The organism is Bacillus sp. Root131 (assembly GCF_001429475.1).
GTDB lineage: Bacteria > Bacillota > Bacilli > Bacillales > Bacillaceae_G > Bacillus_A > Bacillus_A thuringiensis_S.
Genome location: NZ_LMJQ01000012.1, coordinates 300,716 through 318,951, shown reverse-complemented (window position 1 = coordinate 318,951; position 18,236 = coordinate 300,716). Strand labels below are relative to the sequence as shown.

The window sequence follows — 18,236 nt, the reverse complement described above, 5'->3', positions numbered from 1 at the left end:
GAAAAAAACTTCTCTTTCCGAAAAAAGAGAAGTTATACTCTGCTACCTGTCTGCCATAGTTCCTTCACCTTTTCAGATAGAATCGGTGTATCGTCTACAATTATTTTGCTAATTGATGATTTTTGTAATGGTGTTTGTACTTGTTCAATCGGAAGTATGTTTCCAATGATAATTAAGACAAACAAAATAATATATACTTCTAAAAATCCGAGGATTGCCCCCGCAAACGCATTTACTTGCTTTAAAACCGGTATTTCTGCAAACATATTTAACAAATTACCAAGTAATGAAAGTGCAATTTTAGTGATAATAAACAATATGATAAACGCAAGCGCTTGATAAAATACTGTCTCAATATTATTTGCATCAATCCATTCTGGAACAGATACGTTTTTATCAAATGGATACGGAATAAATTTCGCAAGTGCTGGCGCTAAATCTTTACAGTACCAGTATGCAACAAGGTATGCGATAATAAAGCTTGTTAACTTTACAAGTTGCAGAATAAACCCTCTGCGTAAGCCGAGGAAAAATCCCATAACAAGCAGTAAAATGATAATAATATCAATCATGTTATTCCATTCCTTTTTTTGTCATACTTTCTTTCAATTTCTCATGTTCTTCTTTTAATTTTATGTAATCGTGTATGACGTTTACCGCCGTCAATACCGCTAGTCTACTCGTGTCAAGCGAAGGATTCTTGGCATTGAGTTCGCGCATTTTATCATCCACAATCGCTGCTACCATGCGGATATGACTTGTACTTTCATCGCCAACAACTGAATATTGTTGACCATAGATTTCTACATTAATTCGACTTTTCTTTCCCTTTTGTTGTGACAACTCACCGGCCTCCAATCACGTACAGAATCCTAAAGTTTATCATACCATGAACCTTCATAATATGGAAACAGAAAGAACAATCCGATATGATAAAAATAACAATATAAAAAAAGGGGCGACCATTATGTCAAATTCTATCGTAATTCAAACAAATTCTACAGTAATTGAAGACATGAAACAACAATATAAACATTCGCTTAGCCCGAAAACTCCGCAAGGCGGGATCTTCATGGCAAAGGTACCATCTTGCACGATTACAGCGTATAAATCTGGAAAAGTAATGTTCCAAGGAGGCCGCGCTGAAGCAGAAGCTTCTCGTTGGCAAACTGTCTCTCAAACACCCAAAACAGCTGTAAAAAAAACTGTCGATTCACATCGTTATGCACCGCCTTCTTCCATCAGTACAATGTCTATTGTAGGGTCTGATGAAGTTGGTACGGGAGATTTCTTTGGACCGATGACAGTCGTTGCTGTATATGTAGATGCAAAGCAAATTCCACTACTAAAAGAACTTGGTGTAAAAGACTCTAAAAGCTTAAATGACGATCAAATTACTGCCATTGCGAAACAACTTCTACATGTTGTTCCTTACAGCTCTCTTGTCCTTCATAATGAAAAATATAACGAGCTATTTGATAAAGGAAACAACCAAGGTAAGCTAAAAGCCTTGCTACATAATAAAGCTATTACAAACTTATTAGGTAAAATGGCACCTACAAAACCTGAAGGCGTCTTAATTGATCAATTCACACAACCTGATACATACTATAAATATTTAACAAAACAAAAACAGGTACAGCGTGAAAATGTTTATTTCGCGACGAAAGGTGAAAGCGTCCATTTAGCAGTAGCCGCTGCTTCTATTTTAGCTCGCTACTCATTCGTAAAACAGTTTGACGAACTAAGCAAAAAAGCTGGTATGCCACTTCCAAAAGGTGCTGGTAAACAAGTTGATATTGCTGCAGCTAAATTAATTCAAAAGCTTGGTAAAGAACGATTACCCGAGTTTGTGAAACTGCATTTCGCTAATACGGAGAAGGCGTTTCGCTTATTAAAATAGTATCGACAAAAACAGGAGCCTACAAACTCCTGTTTTTTGTTTCACCTACTACTATCCTTACATCTTTGTTACAATTATTATATACAGATTATCCCAACATAAGAGAGGGTTCCCATTTCTACTTCTACAAATGATTCTAAATATTTTACTAGGCGATCCACACGAAAGACAGTTCAAAATTAGAGAAAACATTCAGATACTAAGTGAAAAGCCTGCATTCAATAATTTAAAGGAGGGAATTTATATAAACGCTGTAAAAGTGAAAAAGTTATTATATGTTTTCGTACATCTCGTAGGTCCACTTTCTTACTTCATTATTTCTACTGTTTGGGGCACTTTCTTCACTACTAAATCCACATTCGAAAACATATCTGATAGCCTTAGCGTTATGGCCATCTATCACGTGTTCATGAGTTTACTATGGTTTTTCTATTTAGATCGATTAGACAAAGACATAGATCAAATTACAAAAGAGATTAACGATAACAAGATGTAATACATAAAAAGGAGAGCCCCTAAGACTCTCCTTTTTTATGTTAGCTTTGTTTCTGCTTCTTATTAGATGAAGATACCTTATGAGAACCTGTTTCATGTGTCGTCGTTCCTTGTCCTTCTACTTCCGGAGAACCTAGGCTCGATCTTGAATGATCTTTTTTCACTTTTTTACTCATTTTATACTCACCCCTTCGCGTTACTTTTTGCTACGGGGTCATAAACTATGCAAACAAAAAAGCGAGAGGAAATCCTCTCGCTTTTTTCATATTTTAGAACTCAGAAGAACCTGGAGTTCTTGGGAATGGAATTACGTCACGGATGTTAGCCATACCAGTGATGTACATTAGGAAGCGCTCGAAACCTAGACCGAATCCAGCGTGTTTTGTACCGCCGTATTTTCTAAGTTCTAAGTACCACCAGTAGTCCTCTTCGTTCATACCTAATTCTTTAATTCTGTCTACTAAAACGTCCATTCTTTCTTCACGTTGACTTCCGCCGATTAATTCGCCGATGCCAGGAACTAGAAGGTCAGTAGCAGCTACTGTTTTTCCATCTTCATTCATACGCATGTAGAACGCTTTAATGTCTTTCGGGTAGTCAGTTACGAATACAGGGCGTTTGAAGATTTCTTCTGATAAGTATCTTTCATGCTCTGTTTGTAAGTCAATACCCCATTCTACTGGGTACTTGAAGTCAGCACCTGATTCTTGAAGTACTTTAATTGCTTCTGTATATGTGATGCGACCGAAGTCAGAGTTAATCACGTTGTTCATACGCTCTAGAACTGTTTTATCAACGAAGCTGTTGAAGAAGTCCATTTCTTCTGGTGCATGCTCTAATACATATTTCATTGCATATTTCAGCATATCTTCTGTAAGATCCATTACATCGCCTAACTCAGCGAATGCAATCTCAGGCTCAACCATCCAGAACTCAGCAGCGTGGCGAGTTGTGTTTGAGTTTTCTGCACGGAATGTAGGTCCGAATGTATATACATCACGGAATGCTAATGCATACGCTTCAGCGTTCAGCTGTCCACTTACTGTTAAGTTTGTTTCTTTACCGAAGAAGTCTTTTGACTCATCAACTTGTCCGTCTTCACCTTTTGGTACGTTGTTTAAATCTTGTGTTGTTACGCGGAACATTTCGCCAGCACCTTCTGTATCACTACCAGTGATGATTGGTGTGTGAACATGTACGAATCCACGCTCTTGGAAGAACTGGTGAATCGCAAATGCTGCGATAGAACGTACGCGGAACGTTGCAGAGAATGCATTTGTTCTTGGACGTAAGTGAGCGATTGTACGTAAGTATTCAAACGTATGACGCTTCTTTTGAAGTGGGTAATCAGAATCTGATAAGCCCTCGATATCAATTTTTTCTGCTTTAATTTCAAATGGTTGCTTCGCTCCAGGCGTTGCAATTACTTTACCTTCTACTTTCACTGAAGAGCTAAGTGGAAGCTTTGCAATTTCTTTAAAGTTCTCTAATTCTGTATCGAAAACGATTTGAACGCTTTTGAAAAAGCTACCGTCGTTTAATTCGATGAAACCAAATGCTTTTGAATCACGTAAATTACGAATCCACCCTGATACTTGTACTGTTTGACCTGCATACTTTTCTGTATCTCTATACAGACTTTTTACTAATGTGTTTTCCATAGTGAAATTCTCCTTTGCTGATATATTTAAATACAAAAAAACCTTTCATCCATAAAGGGACGAAAGGTTAAACTTCGCGGTACCACCCAATTTGTCATAAAGACCAACTTTAACTCGTATGTAATACATACTTCCCGGTTTGTAACAGGCCGGCTTCCCGTCTAAGTCTACTCTTGAATACAAGATTCAATTTCGGTTAGCAACTCCAAGGTGTTCTTCACATATACCGCCTCATCAGGCTCTCACCGCCCCTGACTCGCTTTGGATTATAGTATATACTACTTTTCCTTATCATCGTCTTTCATTTTGTTAAACTAAAATTAATGTACTACATTCGAGAGAAAGATGCAAGATGCCATAAAATATATAAGCGATTTTTGTAATATATCGACTTACCGACATCTGTCGACGATTGTGCAATAAAAAAATTGCCGGAATGAATCCGGCAATTTTCTAATTACTTACGTAACTCCGCACCAAATTTCTCTTCTACCGTTGTTAATACACGGTTATGCGCTTCTGTTACTTCTTCATCTGTTAACGTACGTTCTGCATCGAAGTAAGTCATAGAGAATGCAAGTGATTTCTTGCCTTCTTCCATTTTTTCACCTTCGTATAAGTCGAATAGTGTTACGTCTTTCAAAAGTTCTCCGCCAGCTTCAGCAATGACTTGCTTCATTTCACCAGCTTTTGTTTCTTTTGTTACTACAACAGCCATGTCACGTGTCATAGATGGGAAACGCGGAATTGCTGAGTAGTAAGTTTCTTCAGCGTCTGCACCGAATATTTTTACAAGAGATAGTTCAAATACGAATGTATTTTTCACATCTAATTGTTTTTCTGCTTCTGGGTGCAATTGACCGATGAAACCAATTACTTCGCCATCTAATACGATGTCAGCTGTACGACCTGGGTGCATACCTTCACGTTTCGCTGGTGCATATGTGATTTGGTTTGAAACGCCAAGTACGTCGAATAGTCCTTCTAGTACACCTTTCACAACGAAGAAGTCTACTACTTTCTTCTCACCTTGCCATGCATGGTGAAGAGCAAGACCTGTCATAACACCTGCAAGGTGTTGTTCTTCTTTCGGAAGTTCTCCTGCTTCTGTTGGTAAGAAGATAGAACCTACTTCGTATAAAGCAACGCTGTCGTTTTTACGAGCAATATTGTATGAAACTGCTTCTAGCAATTGTGGCACTAAGCTTAAACGAAGTTGGCTACGCTCTTCACTCATTGGAAGTGCAAGGTTTACAGGTGCCTTTTCGTTTGGCTCAATCATGTATTGTTTCGCTTTGTCAGCGCTCGTTAATGAATACGTGATTGCTTCATATAAACCAGCACCCTCTAAGAAGCGACGTACTTTACGACGTTTCGTTTGTGCTGATGTTAATTTACCACGAGTCATCGTTCCAGAAGGTAATGTAACTGGAATGTGGTCATAACCGTATAGACGGCCCACTTCTTCTACTAAGTCTTCTGAAATTGTAATATCAGGACGACGTGCTGGTACATTTACATGGAATGTTCCTTCTACTTCTGTGAATGGAAATTTCAAGTTCGCGAACATTGTACCCATTTCACTCGCAGAAATATTTGTACCTAATACACGGTTTACTTTTTCAGCAGTAACAGATACTGTACGCTCTTGTATTTGTAAGTTATCAGCTTCTACTACACCTTCAAGTGCTTCACCGCCAGCATATTTCGCCATTAAGGCAGCTGCGTGTTGAATTGCTTCAAATGTACGTGTTGGGTCGATTCCTTTTTCAAAACGTGCACTTGATTCACTACGAAGACCTAAGTCTTTTGATGTGCGGCGCACTGTTTGACCTGCAAAGTATGCAGACTCAATTAGAACGTTTACTGTCTCATTTGTAACTTCAGAATCCGCCCCACCCATTACACCAGCAACAGCTAAAGCTTTTGTTCCGTTTGTAATTACAAGATGGTGGCTTTGTAATGTACGCTCTTGATCATCTAATGTTTCAATTTTTTCGCCTTCTTTTGCAAGACGAACAACGATTTCTTTTGAACCTAATTTATCGTAATCGAATGCATGTAACGGTTGACCGTATTCCATTAAAATGTAGTTTGTAATATCAACTACGTTGCTAATTGGACGAATGCCAGCTGCCATAAGACGAGTTTGCATCCACATTGGTGATGGACCAATTTTTACGTTCTTCACCATTTTTGCAATGTATAATGGATTTTCTTCTTTCGCTTCTACACTTACAGAAATGTAATCAGAAGTTTTTTCTGCTGTTTCTTGTAAGTCGATAGCTGGAAGTTTTACTTCACGGCCGTAAATAGCAGCTACTTCATATGCAACACCTAACATGTTTAAGCAATCTGCACGGTTTGGTGTTAAACCAAGCTCAAGTACTTCATCGTGTAAGTTTAAAATTTCAAGTGCATCTGCACCAACTTCAGCGTCACTTGGGAAGATAAAGATACCATCTGCATATTCTTTTGAAACTAACTTTCCATCAATGCCAAGCTCTTGAAGAGCACAAACCATACCGTGAGAAGCTTCACCACGTAGTTTTGCTTTTTTGATTTTGAAGTTACCAGGAAGTACAGCACCAACTTTTGCAACTGGCACTTTTAAACCTTTTGCAATGTTAGCAGCTCCACAAATAATTTGAACTGGCTCTTCTTCACCGATATCGATTAAGCATTTGCTTAATTTATCAGCTTCTGGGTGTTTTTCACATTCTAATACGTGACCAACTACAACACCTTTTACACCTTTATTTAATACTTCAACGCCTTCTACTTCAATACCACTTTTCGTGATTTTGTCTGCTAGTTCTTGTGCTGTTACATCTTTAATATCTACATACTCTTGTAACCAACGATATGATACGAACATATTTATCCTCTCCTTCCCTTACGCTCGTTTGAATTGTTGTAAGAAACGTACATCATTTGTATAGAAATGACGAATGTCATCTACGCCGTATTTCAACATTGCGATACGCTCTGCGCCCATACCGAATGCGAAACCTTGATATTCTTTTGAATCATAACCAGCCATTTCAAGTACGTTCGGGTGAACCATACCTGCGCCTAGAATTTCAATCCAGCCAGTTCCTTTACAAGTGCCGCAACCTTTGCCATGACACATCATACAAGAAATATCCATCTCTACAGATGGCTCTGTGAATGGGAAGAAACTTGGACGAAGACGGATTTCACGATCTTCACCGAACATCTTTTTCACGAATACTTGCAGTGTACCTTTTAAGTCACTCATACGAATGTTTTTATCAATTACAAGGCCTTCAATTTGCATGAACTGATGTGAATGCGTCGCATCATCATCATCGCGGCGATACACTTTACCAGGACAAATAATTTTGATTGGGCCTTTTTCTTTATTATTTTCCATCGTACGTGCTTGCACAGAAGATGTATGTGTACGTAGTAACGTTTCTTCTGTAATGTAGAATGTATCTTGCATGTCACGTGCTGGGTGATCTTTCGGTAAGTTTAGTGCTTCGAAGTTGTAGTAGTCTTTTTCTACTTCTGTTCCTTCAGCTACTTCATAACCCATACCGATGAATACATCTTCAATTTGTTCAACAACAGCTGTTAACGGATGGTGACAACCTGTTTCAACAGGACGACCTGGTAATGTAACATCAATTGTTTCCGTAGCTAATTTCGCTTCAATTACTGCTTTTTCTAAGTTGCTAATTTTGTCTTCTAGACGCGTTTGAATCGCTTCACGTACTTCATTCACTAATGCTCCCATACGTGGACGCTCTTCTGCTGATAATTTTCCCATGCCGCGTAATACTTCTGTAATTGGACCTTTTTTTCCTAAATACGCTACGCGTACGTCGTTTAAGCCCTTTAGCTCTTTCGCTTCTTCAATAAGCTCTAACGCTTTTTGCTTTAGCTCTTTTAAACGTGCTTCCATTTTGGAACCCTCCTAATTTTAAAAATAAAAAAACCTCGCTCCCAAAAAGGGACGAGGTAAATTCGCGGTACCACCCTAAATTGACAGAACAAGTCTGCCCACTCATTAGTTATAACGATCAATTCTGACCGGAACGCCTTTACATATACATGGTCCTGGCGTCAACTCCAGAGGTGAATTCACTTCCGTCTACCATAAGAATGCTTTCAGTCTACGGCACTCTCTCCCTATATGGCGATTTTGTAAGCTACTCTTCTCTATCAACGTTTTTCGTTATTTAACTTTTAATATAATGTACTTCAACTTATTATAAGAAGTTTTTTATTTGTTCGCAACTGGGCTTTGTAAATAATACGTTAAAATCCCTGCTGCAACCGCAACATTTAATGATTCTGCCCCGCCGTAAATCGGAATATACAAGTTTTGATCCGTTTTTGTAAGAATTTCTTGGCGTACGCCATTTCCTTCATTTCCAACAATTAATGCAAAACTTCCGGCCGGAGTTACCTCACCATACGGAACTCCATTTTCAAGAGCTGTTCCATATACAGGAACGTTATTTTCTTTTAACTTGTCTACCCATTCTTCTAAGTTCCCTTTTACAATTGGCAAGCGGAAAATAGAACCTTGTGTAGAGCGGAGTACTTTACTATTGTAAACATCAACACAACCTTCTCCAAGCACAACGGCGTGAATACCAGCTGCATCAGCTGTACGAATAATTGTTCCTAAATTACCTGGGTCTTGCAGGCCATCCAATAAAAGGAATTTCCCATCAGTAAGAGCTACTTCTTTCTCATGCTTCTCACAAACAGCAAATACACCTTGCGTCGTTTCTGTTTCACGAAGTATTTTTACAATAGCCTCAGGCACGATATACATTTCTACATCATTAACTGTCCAATCTTTCGGAAGGTCTGTCTGATCTGAAACGATAAGTTCTGTTACAATTCCTGCCTTCAAAGCTTCTTCGACTAAGTGGAATCCTTCTACAAAAAATAAACCTTTTTTATCGCGTTCTTTTTTCGTTTGCAGCTTTTTCCACTGCTTTACACGCGGATTTTGTACTGAATCAATGTTTTTCATAATATGTAGTTCCCTCTCTTCTTGTCTTATCATTATAGCCTATTTTTCATACATATTTACATAAAAAAGAACAAAAACTAACGTCAGTTTCAATTCTGAAGAAGAGGTGAAAACAATGAGTTTTAATTTACGCGGTGCCGTATTAGCGAATGTATCTGGTAATTCACAAGATCAATTACAAGAAACAATTGTCGATGCAATTCAAAGCGGTGAAGAAAAAATGCTTCCAGGTCTTGGCGTCTTATTTGAAGTCATTTGGAAAAACGCTGATGAAAATGAAAAGCACGAAATGTTAGAAACACTAGAGCAAGGATTAAAAAAATAAGCAATTTGAAAATCACCTTCGCATAAGCTAAGGTGATTTTTTTACAAAAAAAATTTTTCTTCTCCTAAACATTTCTACTTTACTAACGTAACTATGATGGAGTACAATGTTCAAAATACATTTAAACCGATCGATTTTTCTTCGTATACATCATTAGATAAAAGGAGTGAATGTTTTATGCACCGTATTACGCTTGAACAAGTTTTTAAACATCACATTACACAAAAATACGTAAACCGTTCCGGAATGGTCCACGCGATCGCTGTCGCTTACCATGCGTTTCACTTAGCTAAAAAGCACCACGCCTCAGTCGATGCTGCGACAAAAGCCGGTTTCCTTCATGATATCGGACATCATACGTGGTACACAGGCGGCGAATGGGACTATGACTTATATAAAAAGAATGATATCCATGCAATTAAAGGCGCAGAAAGAGCACATAAATTACTTATTAGATTGGGAGAACATCCAAAACTAGCAAAAGAAATTTCTATCGCAATCCTTCTGCATACAGATTCTTTCTTAGTGGAACAAGAAATTGAAAGAACATCTCTTCAAAGCATTATTAAATGGGCAGACGAAACAGATGAAGAACCAGGCGGAGCTCATCATTATAGAACGATTTCTTATGAAAAAGCACTTAAAGCTATTCAGCAATTAGATCGATTGGTAGAGCGTGAATTGCAAATAGAGCAAGCCAAATTGAATAACAAGGCAGAACATAGTTATCAATGAGAAAGAGGCATCACTACAGGGTGATACCTCTTTTATTATTTTACGAAAAATACACCTTTGTATGTAATATTTAAATGTTACATTCAGAAACAAATTAATCTATAATTTAATATACAAATATAAAGAGGTGATTTCACAGATGCAATCCGCTACACAACTTTCTGATGAACAGAAACACTCTATGTCATGGGGACAATTTATTAGCTCCGTTTTATTTGCTTTTTTCGGAACTGGACTCATTACCTTGTTCCTAGCAATACTGCCCTTAACAATTTATACGGCTAGTCTTACAAATAAAAAGCAAATTGCCCTGTATGAATCTATTGCAAACACCGCAAGTATAGGGTTACAACTAGCCATGTTGTTATTCTTTATTTTTAAATTCAAACCTGCGAAAAGATTATTACTGAACTCTTTTAACTTTAAAGCACTGAAAGAATGGCGCACATACGTATATTTACTTCTTTTCTTCGCTATAAACATCATAATCAACTACTTCTTATTAAATTATGTGTTCCAAGACGCAACAAAGCAACAATCTTCCGCACTAAACTTAGACGTTTTTAAGCAATATCAAATACTATTACTTCTCGGATTTGCAATACTCACACCAATTTTTGAAGAACTTATTTTCCGTGGTTTTATACTTCATTTCTTCTCTGAGCGCTTTCCATTTTGGATTGCAGCAGTCTTAACAAGTTTCTTCTTTGGTATCGCTCATACATACTCACTTGGAGTAATGGTAATTACTTTCTTCATGGGATTATTAATGGCTATTTTATGTAAGAAAACAAAATCCATTCTTCCAGCTATGTTATTTCATATTATAAATAATACGTTGGCATTCTTCAGTTAAAAAGAGGTATCATCACGATACCTCTTTTTACTCTTTTATCACAACTTCAAACTCTTCTTCAATTAGCACTTTTTGATAATCCGTATCATTACTACCCATTTCTATCAATTTATACATATTTATTAATAATATCCAAAATGAACCTGATGTAGTAAAATATAACTCATTACATAAAAGGAGATTATATATGTTTAGCTTCCTTTGGATTGTTTATATGCCACTTCTTGTCTTATGCGGATTTTTCGGTGGTATTTTTTTAATTATTACTAGTATTAAACATCGGAAATTATTTGTTGGTTTAATGGGGGTACTTAGCTTTTCCTTTGTAACGCTACCTTTTGTTTTTTGGAGCATGGGGGTGAATAGCGAGACAATCCTCCCTATTTCAACTACTTTATACTGGATATTGTTTTCTTTAACTGGATTATTAGCAGGGGTAAGGGGATTACAAATGAAAATTAAAAGTATACGCAACATGGGATTCATTATTTTTATTGCGGGACTATTAGGAGTTATTTTCTGGGAACTCATGTCTGCAGGTGATTCATTCTATATCTAATTGCATCTTTTTATAAGAAAACAAAAAAGCAGGAAATTTAATTCCCTGCTTTTCTATTTGGTTTATTGCCTGATTGTAAGAAGAACGATAACACCCAAGCAATACCTGCTAGTATCGTTGCAATTAAGAAGGCATCGTTAATACCGTTAATTGCAGATAGCTTTGAAATTTGTCCATATAATAGTTGTGTGCTCATCGCATCTCCTGCTTGAGCTGATCCGGCAATCGCTGCTAAACTTTGCCCCATACCGTGTACTTTATCAACTAAAATTGGGTTTGATGTTGTTAACATGTTGCCGTAATCTGCTACGTGAGCAGTTGTTTGTTGCGTCATAAGTGTGATTAAAATCGCTGTTCCGATTGAACCAGCTACTTGTCTTGACGTATTTTGCGTTGCTGTACCGTGAGAAATTAATTTCATCGGCAGTGCGTTCATACCAGCTGTCATAATTGGCATCATAATGAATGACATACCAATTGAACGTATAATATAATCCGTCATAATAACGCTATACGGTGTATCCATCGATAATTTTGTAAATTCATATGTCGCATACGTCGTAATTGCCAATCCAATTATCGCTAATGGACGAATGCCATATTTATCGAATAATTTACCCGCTACTGGTCCCATGATCCCCATAATTAATGATCCTGGAAGAAGTAGTAAACCAGATTCAATTGGCGTAAAGCCACGAATGTTTTGCAGATATACTGGAAGCAATAACATACCCCCGAATAATGCCATCGTAACGATTGCGTTAATTACTAAAGTAAAAGTAAATACTGGATATTTAAATACTTGTAAATCAAGCATTTTATTGTCCGTTGTTAACTCTCTCCAAATAAATAACGCTAAACCAATTACACCGATAACAAGTGAAATAATGACTTCTGCACTAGTCCAACTATTATTTCCAGCTTCACTAAATCCGTACAATAAGCTTCCTAGTCCAATACTTGAACTAACAACACCGAATATATCTAATTTCGTTTTAGACACTGGCTGAGCTAGTGTAAAGAATTTTAAAGATAGGAACGTAATAATTAAACCGATAATAAACATCGCATAGAACATTAAGTTCCAGCTATAGTTTTCAATCACCCAACCTGTTACAGTTGGTCCGATAGCTGGTGCTAAAATCATTGCAACACCTAGTAATCCCATCGCCGCTCCGCGCTTATGAGGCGGGAACAATGTCATAAAGATATTCATACCAACCGGCATTAAAATACCCGCACCAACTGCTTGAATTACGCGGCCTGTCATCATCATTGTAAAGTTTCCTGAAGTAGCGCAAATGATAGATCCTACTGTGAAGAATAACATTGCCGCTACAAATAATTTACGATACGTAAATCGTGAAACTAAAAAGGCACTAATCGGCACTAAAATACCATTTACAAGCATAAACCCTGTAATTAACCATTGCGCCGTTGAAGTTGATACGTTAAATTCATTCATTAACGGAGGCAATGCAACGTTAATGATTGTTTGGTTCAAAATAGAAACGAACATGCCGAGAATTAATACTGTTACAACTGCTTTTACATTTACATCCTCTATAGGCATAGACGTTTGTTTTTTCGGCATTTCTTTTTCTTGTTTTACTTCTTCTTGCTTGCCTGTTTCTAATTCAACTACATTAGAAATTTCGGCTTCTTGCTTTTGTTCACTTTCTTTCTCTACTGCTTCTAGCTTACTTACTTCTATTTTACTTACGGCTGGGACTTGTTCTTCTCCCACGTTCGTTTTTTTCTTTCGTAAAAGACGATTTACAAGGAAGAAGACGATTATACAAAATAGTGCATATCCTACAATTGCAATTGAGGACATCTCATCTCCCCCTTACTTATGAATACGAACTGACACATTCATTCCAGGAACAATATTTACTGATTTGCTATGATCTAATGAAATTTTAACTGGCACTACTTGTGTTACTTTCGTATAGTTCGCTGTTGAATTACTTGATGGTAACATCGAGAATGTATTTGCTGTTGTTAAACCAACTTGTTCTACTTTCCCAGTTAACGTTGTATCTGGGTATGCATCTACATACACGTCTACGTCTTGACCTTTCTGAACATCATCAACATCTGTTTCTTCAATGTTTGCTGTTACCCATAAATTGTTCATATCAAATGCGTAAGCAATCGGGCTACCTGCTCCAACGAAAGCATTTGTTGTTGCGTTTGATTGTACAACCGTTGCATTTTGTGGAATTGTTACATCTACTGTTTGTTCTCCATTAGCTGCTGCTACAGTAACAACTCCTAATTTATCGTTCTCATTGTAATTTTTTCCAACTTCAGCTTTCCAGTCAGTTAGTTTCCCTGCTACTGGTGAAGCAACCGGAATTACCTTTCCATCGATCTTTGCATTGTCTGTTTTTAAGTAATTTTCCGTTTGGTTGTAATAGTAATAACCGACAATACCGCCGCCAACTAGTACAATTAATGTGATAATGTTGATAATTACCATTCTTCGAAACTGATTCATTGCATTCCTCTCCTTATATCGCATATAATTTTTTTCTAAACTATTTATGTCCATATTGTTTAGATTGTTTAATTGTTAATTATATTAACCTTTTAACGAAAAAATCACACCATCTGCAGCGTAAATCGAAACTTATCTACCTGCGAGCGGTGCTGATTTCTGAAGGACTATCGTTTATAATTATAAATAATTATTTTGAATCTACAACCGACAATTTACGTATGAAATGTTGCTTAAACAACAATATAATACCAATATGTTGTTTAAGTATAGAAAATTAAACGAGGAGAAGTAAAATGTCTATTAAAAATACAAATGATCCACGTGTAAAGCGAACGAGACAACTCATTCAGGATGCTTTTGTCGCTTTAGTAGGCGAAAAAGGCTTTGAAAATGTAACTGTGCAACATATCGCAGAACGTGCTCCTGTAAATCGCGCTACATTTTATAGCCATTACCATGATAAATATGACCTATTAGACAAAAGTATTGAAGAAATGTTAGAGAAGCTAGCAGAAGTAATTAAACCGAAAAATAGAAATAAAGAAGATTTTCAACTTACATTCGATTCACCTCATCCTACATTTTTGGCTTTATTCGAACATATCGCAGAAAATGTAAACTTTTATAACGTTATGCTTGGGGATAAAGCTGCCGGAAACTACTCTTATAAAATGATGAAAACGATACAAGTGCATTTAACATTAAGCTTGTCTATTTCACAACCAGATGACGAAGATCTTATGGTTCCTCGTGATATTTTGATTAGTTATGTGACAGGGGCTCACATCGGAATGATTATGTCATGGTTAAAAAGAGGAATGATATATACCCCGCATTTTATGGCGATGCAATTAACTCGTTTAATTATTTTAGGCGCTCATACTGCAGCAGGATTAGAACGACCTTTTTAAAACATAAAAAAGCGAAGGAAAATCTCCTTCGCTTTTTTATGTTTTAAATGTAATGTTATGTACAGCATCCTTATCAAGACGTTTAATAACTTCTACAATTAACTTTACTGCATTTTCATAATCATCACGGTGTAACATTGCTGCATGAGAATGAATATAGCGCGTTGCAATTGTAATTGCCATAGAAGGAATACCGTTTACAGCAATATGAATCGCACCCGCATCAGTTCCCCCGCCCGCTACTGAATCATATTGATACGGGATTTGTAATTCGTCAGCAACATCAACTACGAAATCACGTAAACCTGTATGTCCAATAACAGAAGCATCATATAAAATGATTTGTGGTCCATCGCCCATTTTACTTTGCGCTTCTTTTGACGTTACACCCGGTGTATCTCCAGCGATACCAACATCTACTGCGAACGCGATATCTGGTTTAATATAATTCGCAGATGTTTTTGCACCACGAAGACCAACTTCTTCTTGTACAGTTCCAACGCCGTATACAACGTTTGGATGCTTTTCATCTTTTAATTGTTTTAATACGTCAATTGCAATCGCACAACCGATTCGGTTATCCCATGCTTTTGCAAGTAACATTTTTTCATTCTTCATCACTTGGAATTCAAAGTAAGGTACAACTTGATCTCCTGGTCGTACGCCCCACTCCATTGCTTCTTCTTGGCTAGAAGCACCGATATCGATGAACATGTCTTTAATTTCAACTGGCTTTTTACGTGCTTCTGGAGGTAAGATGTGCGGTGGTTTTGAACCAATTACACCTGTTACATCTCCTTTACGCGTTACAATCGTCACGCGCTGTGCAAGCATAACTTGTGACCACCAGCCACCCACCGTTTGGAAGCGTAGGAAACCTTTGTCATCAATTTGCGTAATCATAAAGCCAACTTCATCTAAATGACCTGCAACCATAATTTTCGGGCCGTTTTCTTCCCCTACTTTTTTCGCAACTAAACTTCCTAAATTATCAGTAGAAAGCTCGTCTGCAAATGGCTCGATATATTTCTTCATTACTTCGCGTGGTTCACGCTCGTTACCGGCAATACCACGTGCATCTGTTAATTCTTTTAGCATTGTCAATGTCGCGTCTAATTTTGTCATTGCCAACACCCTCCTTTTTCTTCAGTCAATTCATTATACAATAATTAAATTAAAATATTCAAAAATTAAATTAGTATCCTTGTGTTTGACGCTGATGATTTACTTCATTTTTATCTAAATACGCTTTTTCAATCTCTTCTTGCTCAAATTCAAGTGCTTGTCCAAGTCGAAGATAGCTCGTAAATAATTCAATATAGTTTGTAATAGATGGTTGATCTGTAAAACGAATTACTTTCGCGTATGTGTCTAAGAAAATTTCCACTTGTGTTTTATTCGTTTGTGCACATTTATAGAATAGGAAGTTTTTATCAATCCCTAAATCAATTCCGATTGATAAAATAAAATGCAAACCATCTACGTATTCTTCTAATATTACTCCACGTTCCGAAGCTGGTTTGTTGCTCCAATATTTAAAACAACGTGTTTCATTTGCAAGTTCTCCAATTTCTACAAGAAGAGCTAACATTTTTTCTTTTAACAATTTTTTCGGTTGTAAGTCATGTTCTTTTGCAATACGGTCATCTAATTCTTTTTGTAATTTAAATAGTTGTAGTAAGTCCATTCTATTGTCCTCCTCCAACATCGCATTTTACGCAACAATGTTGTTTCATCTCAAAGTTCATTATTATGTTTCAGTTCTTATGAATAAGTCAGCTATCTACCTCTTTATAAAATAGCTTGTCCTTAATTTACAAATACGTTTCAGTCATCGCTCTTAAATTGTTCATCTGATGAAAGTTCCATATCATCTTTCCATTATAGCAGTGTCGTTTCGGCTAGGAAAGATACTCTTCTTTCCAAAAGAGCAGAATTAAAAAAAGCCAGGAGGATTCTCCTGACTTCACATATATATTCTTCTATACCGCTATAGTTTTTATATTAATTTTGTCATATCGATAACAGCACATCCGTTAATCTTTAGAACTTCAAACTTCTCTCTGAATACAAACAAAAAACCTTAGAAGAAAATTCTTCTAAGGTTTCAACTAATTAATTAGTTAATGTTGTTTTTTGCAACTGTTGCTAATTCAGCGAAAGCTTTTTCGTCATGAACAGCTAAGTCAGCAAGCATCTTGCGGTTAACTTCGATGCCAGCATTTTTAAGACCGTGCATTAAGCGGCTGTAAGAAAGACCATTCATACGAGCTGCTGCGTTGATACGTGTAATCCATAATTTACGGAAGTCACGTTTCTTTTGACGGCGGTCACGGAATGCATACATTAGAGATTTCATAACCTGTTGGTTAGCAACCTTGAATAATGTATTTTTTGAACCGTAGTAACCTTTTGCTAATTTTATAACTTTTTTACGACGTTGACGAGTAACTGTACCACCTTTTACTCTTGGCATAATATTACCTCCTAATTGTTCTATATATCAGCCGAACTTATTTTAAGTTGTCAAGCATTTGACGAATGCGTTTGAAGTCACCAGCGCTTACTACACCAGCTTTACGTAGTTTACGTTTAGCTTTTGTAGATTTGTTAGCGAATAAATGGCTTGTGTAAGCGTGAGAACGTTTCAGTTTACCTGATCCAGTCTTTTTGAAACGCTTTGCAGCGCCGCGATGAGTTTTTTGTTTAGGCATAGGTATTTCCTCCTCTATCTATTACTTATCGTTTTTCGGTGCTAAAACTAAGAACATACTGCGTCCTTCCATTTTAGGCTTAGATTCAACTGTACTAACTTCAGCACAAGCTTCTGAGAAGCGATCTAAAACACGTTGACCGATTTCTTTATGAGTAATGGCACGTCCTTTAAAGCGAATTGACGCTTTAACCTTGTCGCCTTTCTCTAAAAACTTGATAGCATTACGAAGTTTTGTGTTAAAGTCGTGTTCATCAATTGTTGGACTTAAACGAACTTCTTTCATGCTAATTACTTTTTGATTTTTGCGCTGCTCTTTTTCTTTCTTCTGTTGCTCAAAGCGGAATTTACCGTAGTCCATAATGCGGCATACTGGCGGTTTCGCATTTGGAGCAACTAATACTAAATCAAGATTAAGATTTGCAGCTAAGTCTAAAGCGTCATTACGAGACTTGATTCCAAGTTGATCGCCATTTGCGCCAACTAAACGTACTTCACGTGCACGAATTTGCTCGTTAATCATCATATCCTTGCTAATAGTAAGCCACCTCCAAG

At 37.0% G+C, this 18,236-nt stretch carries 21 protein-coding genes and 2 other annotated features; of the genes, 7 read left to right on the top strand and 14 right to left on the bottom strand.

From position 1 onward, the window contains the following. Nucleotides 1–32 precede the first annotated feature (32 nt). Both ASE54_RS22540 and zapA read right to left on the bottom strand, forming a co-directional pair. A complete protein-coding gene (locus ASE54_RS22540) occupies nucleotides 33–572 on the bottom strand; it encodes a CvpA family protein (RefSeq protein WP_000565409.1) in 540 nt (179 codons plus the stop codon). 1 nt (nucleotide 573) lies between these two features. Then, entirely contained in the window at nucleotides 574–843 is a 270-nt protein-coding gene (gene zapA, locus ASE54_RS22535) for a cell division protein ZapA (RefSeq protein ID WP_000082701.1), read from the bottom strand. A 124-nt stretch (nucleotides 844–967) separates the two neighbouring features. Between zapA and rnhC the strand changes: the two genes are divergently transcribed. Then, the gene (gene rnhC, locus ASE54_RS22530; RefSeq protein WP_000071596.1) at nucleotides 968–1,903 is read left to right on the top strand and encodes a ribonuclease HIII; all 936 of its coding nucleotides are present in this window, start codon (nucleotides 968–970) and stop codon (nucleotides 1,901–1,903) included. A 244-nt stretch (nucleotides 1,904–2,147) separates the two neighbouring features. Continuing rightward, a complete protein-coding gene (locus tag ASE54_RS22525; protein WP_033668924.1) occupies nucleotides 2,148–2,399 on the top strand; it encodes a hypothetical protein in 252 nt (83 codons plus the stop codon). Nucleotides 2,400–2,439: 40 nt separating this feature from the next. Here the strand turns inward: ASE54_RS22525 and ASE54_RS35095 are convergent, their stop codons facing one another. From ASE54_RS35095 to ASE54_RS22505, 5 genes are all read right to left on the bottom strand, one after another. Next, a complete protein-coding gene (locus ASE54_RS35095; protein ID WP_000039593.1) occupies nucleotides 2,440–2,574 on the bottom strand; it encodes a YuzL family protein in 135 nt (44 codons plus the stop codon). 93 nt (nucleotides 2,575–2,667) lie between these two features. After that, nucleotides 2,668–4,059, bottom strand: a complete 1,392-nt coding sequence (asnS, locus tag ASE54_RS22520; RefSeq protein WP_000432189.1) for an asparagine--tRNA ligase — start codon at nucleotides 4,057–4,059, stop codon at nucleotides 2,668–2,670. 52 nt (nucleotides 4,060–4,111) lie between these two features. Next, nucleotides 4,112–4,363, bottom strand: a binding site (T-box leader). Nucleotides 4,364–4,516: 153 nt separating this feature from the next. Next, entirely contained in the window at nucleotides 4,517–6,937 is a 2,421-nt protein-coding gene (gene pheT, locus ASE54_RS22515; RefSeq protein WP_000498178.1) for a phenylalanine--tRNA ligase subunit beta, read from the bottom strand. An 18-nt stretch (nucleotides 6,938–6,955) separates the two neighbouring features. Next, on the bottom strand, nucleotides 6,956–7,990 hold the full coding sequence (gene pheS / locus ASE54_RS22510) for a phenylalanine--tRNA ligase subunit alpha (RefSeq protein ID WP_000388222.1): 1,035 nt from the start codon (nucleotides 7,988–7,990) through the stop codon (nucleotides 6,956–6,958). 44 nt (nucleotides 7,991–8,034) lie between these two features. Next, nucleotides 8,035–8,263 (bottom strand) — a binding site (T-box leader). 48 nt (nucleotides 8,264–8,311) lie between these two features. After that, nucleotides 8,312–9,109: an RNA methyltransferase gene (locus tag ASE54_RS22505; protein WP_003309975.1), complete on the bottom strand. Its 798-nt coding sequence runs from the start codon at nucleotides 9,107–9,109 to the stop codon at nucleotides 8,312–8,314. Between the two features lie 82 nt (nucleotides 9,110–9,191). Between ASE54_RS22505 and sspI the strand changes: the two genes are divergently transcribed. From sspI to ASE54_RS22485, 4 genes are all read left to right on the top strand, one after another. Further along, nucleotides 9,192–9,401 (top strand): small acid-soluble spore protein SspI, encoded by a 210-nt coding sequence (sspI, locus tag ASE54_RS22500; RefSeq protein WP_000009509.1) that lies wholly within the window; start codon nucleotides 9,192–9,194, stop codon nucleotides 9,399–9,401. 177 nt (nucleotides 9,402–9,578) lie between these two features. Further along, nucleotides 9,579–10,136, top strand: coding sequence for an HD domain-containing protein (locus ASE54_RS22495; RefSeq protein WP_000554807.1), 558 nt, complete (start codon nucleotides 9,579–9,581; stop codon nucleotides 10,134–10,136). Between the two features lie 139 nt (nucleotides 10,137–10,275). Then, nucleotides 10,276–10,992 carry a type II CAAX endopeptidase family protein gene (locus ASE54_RS22490; RefSeq protein WP_001190239.1) on the top strand — a complete coding sequence of 239 codons (717 nt, stop codon included), beginning with the start codon at nucleotides 10,276–10,278 and terminating at the stop codon, nucleotides 10,990–10,992. A 187-nt stretch (nucleotides 10,993–11,179) separates the two neighbouring features. Further along, nucleotides 11,180–11,551: a hypothetical protein gene (locus ASE54_RS22485; protein ID WP_000490825.1), complete on the top strand. Its 372-nt coding sequence runs from the start codon at nucleotides 11,180–11,182 to the stop codon at nucleotides 11,549–11,551. A 37-nt stretch (nucleotides 11,552–11,588) separates the two neighbouring features. Here the strand turns inward: ASE54_RS22485 and ASE54_RS22480 are convergent, their stop codons facing one another. Together ASE54_RS22480 and ASE54_RS22475 are read right to left on the bottom strand one after the other, a co-directional pair. Then, nucleotides 11,589–13,388, bottom strand: coding sequence for a DHA2 family efflux MFS transporter permease subunit (locus ASE54_RS22480; protein WP_000094778.1), 1,800 nt, complete (start codon nucleotides 13,386–13,388; stop codon nucleotides 11,589–11,591). 12 nt (nucleotides 13,389–13,400) lie between these two features. After that, nucleotides 13,401–14,054, bottom strand: a complete 654-nt coding sequence (locus tag ASE54_RS22475; protein WP_001071424.1) for an HlyD family efflux transporter periplasmic adaptor subunit — start codon at nucleotides 14,052–14,054, stop codon at nucleotides 13,401–13,403. 296 nt (nucleotides 14,055–14,350) lie between these two features. Between ASE54_RS22475 and ASE54_RS22470 the strand changes: the two genes are divergently transcribed. Beyond that, nucleotides 14,351–14,968: a TetR/AcrR family transcriptional regulator C-terminal domain-containing protein gene (locus ASE54_RS22470; protein ID WP_000023661.1), complete on the top strand. Its 618-nt coding sequence runs from the start codon at nucleotides 14,351–14,353 to the stop codon at nucleotides 14,966–14,968. Between the two features lie 36 nt (nucleotides 14,969–15,004). Here the strand turns inward: ASE54_RS22470 and ASE54_RS22465 are convergent, their stop codons facing one another. The 5 genes from ASE54_RS22465 to infC all read right to left on the bottom strand — a co-directional run bounded on the left by ASE54_RS22465 (nucleotide 15,005) and on the right by infC (nucleotide 18,207). Then, nucleotides 15,005–16,093, bottom strand: a complete 1,089-nt coding sequence (locus ASE54_RS22465; protein ID WP_000163553.1) for a M42 family metallopeptidase — start codon at nucleotides 16,091–16,093, stop codon at nucleotides 15,005–15,007. Between the two features lie 70 nt (nucleotides 16,094–16,163). Then, nucleotides 16,164–16,655, bottom strand: coding sequence for a dUTP diphosphatase (locus ASE54_RS22460; protein WP_000365052.1), 492 nt, complete (start codon nucleotides 16,653–16,655; stop codon nucleotides 16,164–16,166). Between the two features lie 432 nt (nucleotides 16,656–17,087). Further along, complete coding sequence (gene rplT / locus ASE54_RS22455; RefSeq protein WP_001138362.1) at nucleotides 17,088–17,444, bottom strand: 50S ribosomal protein L20; 357 nt, start codon at nucleotides 17,442–17,444, stop codon at nucleotides 17,088–17,090. 37 nt (nucleotides 17,445–17,481) lie between these two features. Beyond that, on the bottom strand, nucleotides 17,482–17,682 hold the full coding sequence (gene rpmI, locus ASE54_RS22450; protein ID WP_001125945.1) for a 50S ribosomal protein L35: 201 nt from the start codon (nucleotides 17,680–17,682) through the stop codon (nucleotides 17,482–17,484). A gap of 21 nt (nucleotides 17,683–17,703) precedes the next feature. Beyond that, the gene (gene infC, locus ASE54_RS22445) at nucleotides 17,704–18,207 is read right to left on the bottom strand and encodes a translation initiation factor IF-3 (RefSeq protein ID WP_000973215.1); all 504 of its coding nucleotides are present in this window, start codon (nucleotides 18,205–18,207) and stop codon (nucleotides 17,704–17,706) included. Nucleotides 18,208–18,236 lie beyond the last annotated feature (29 nt).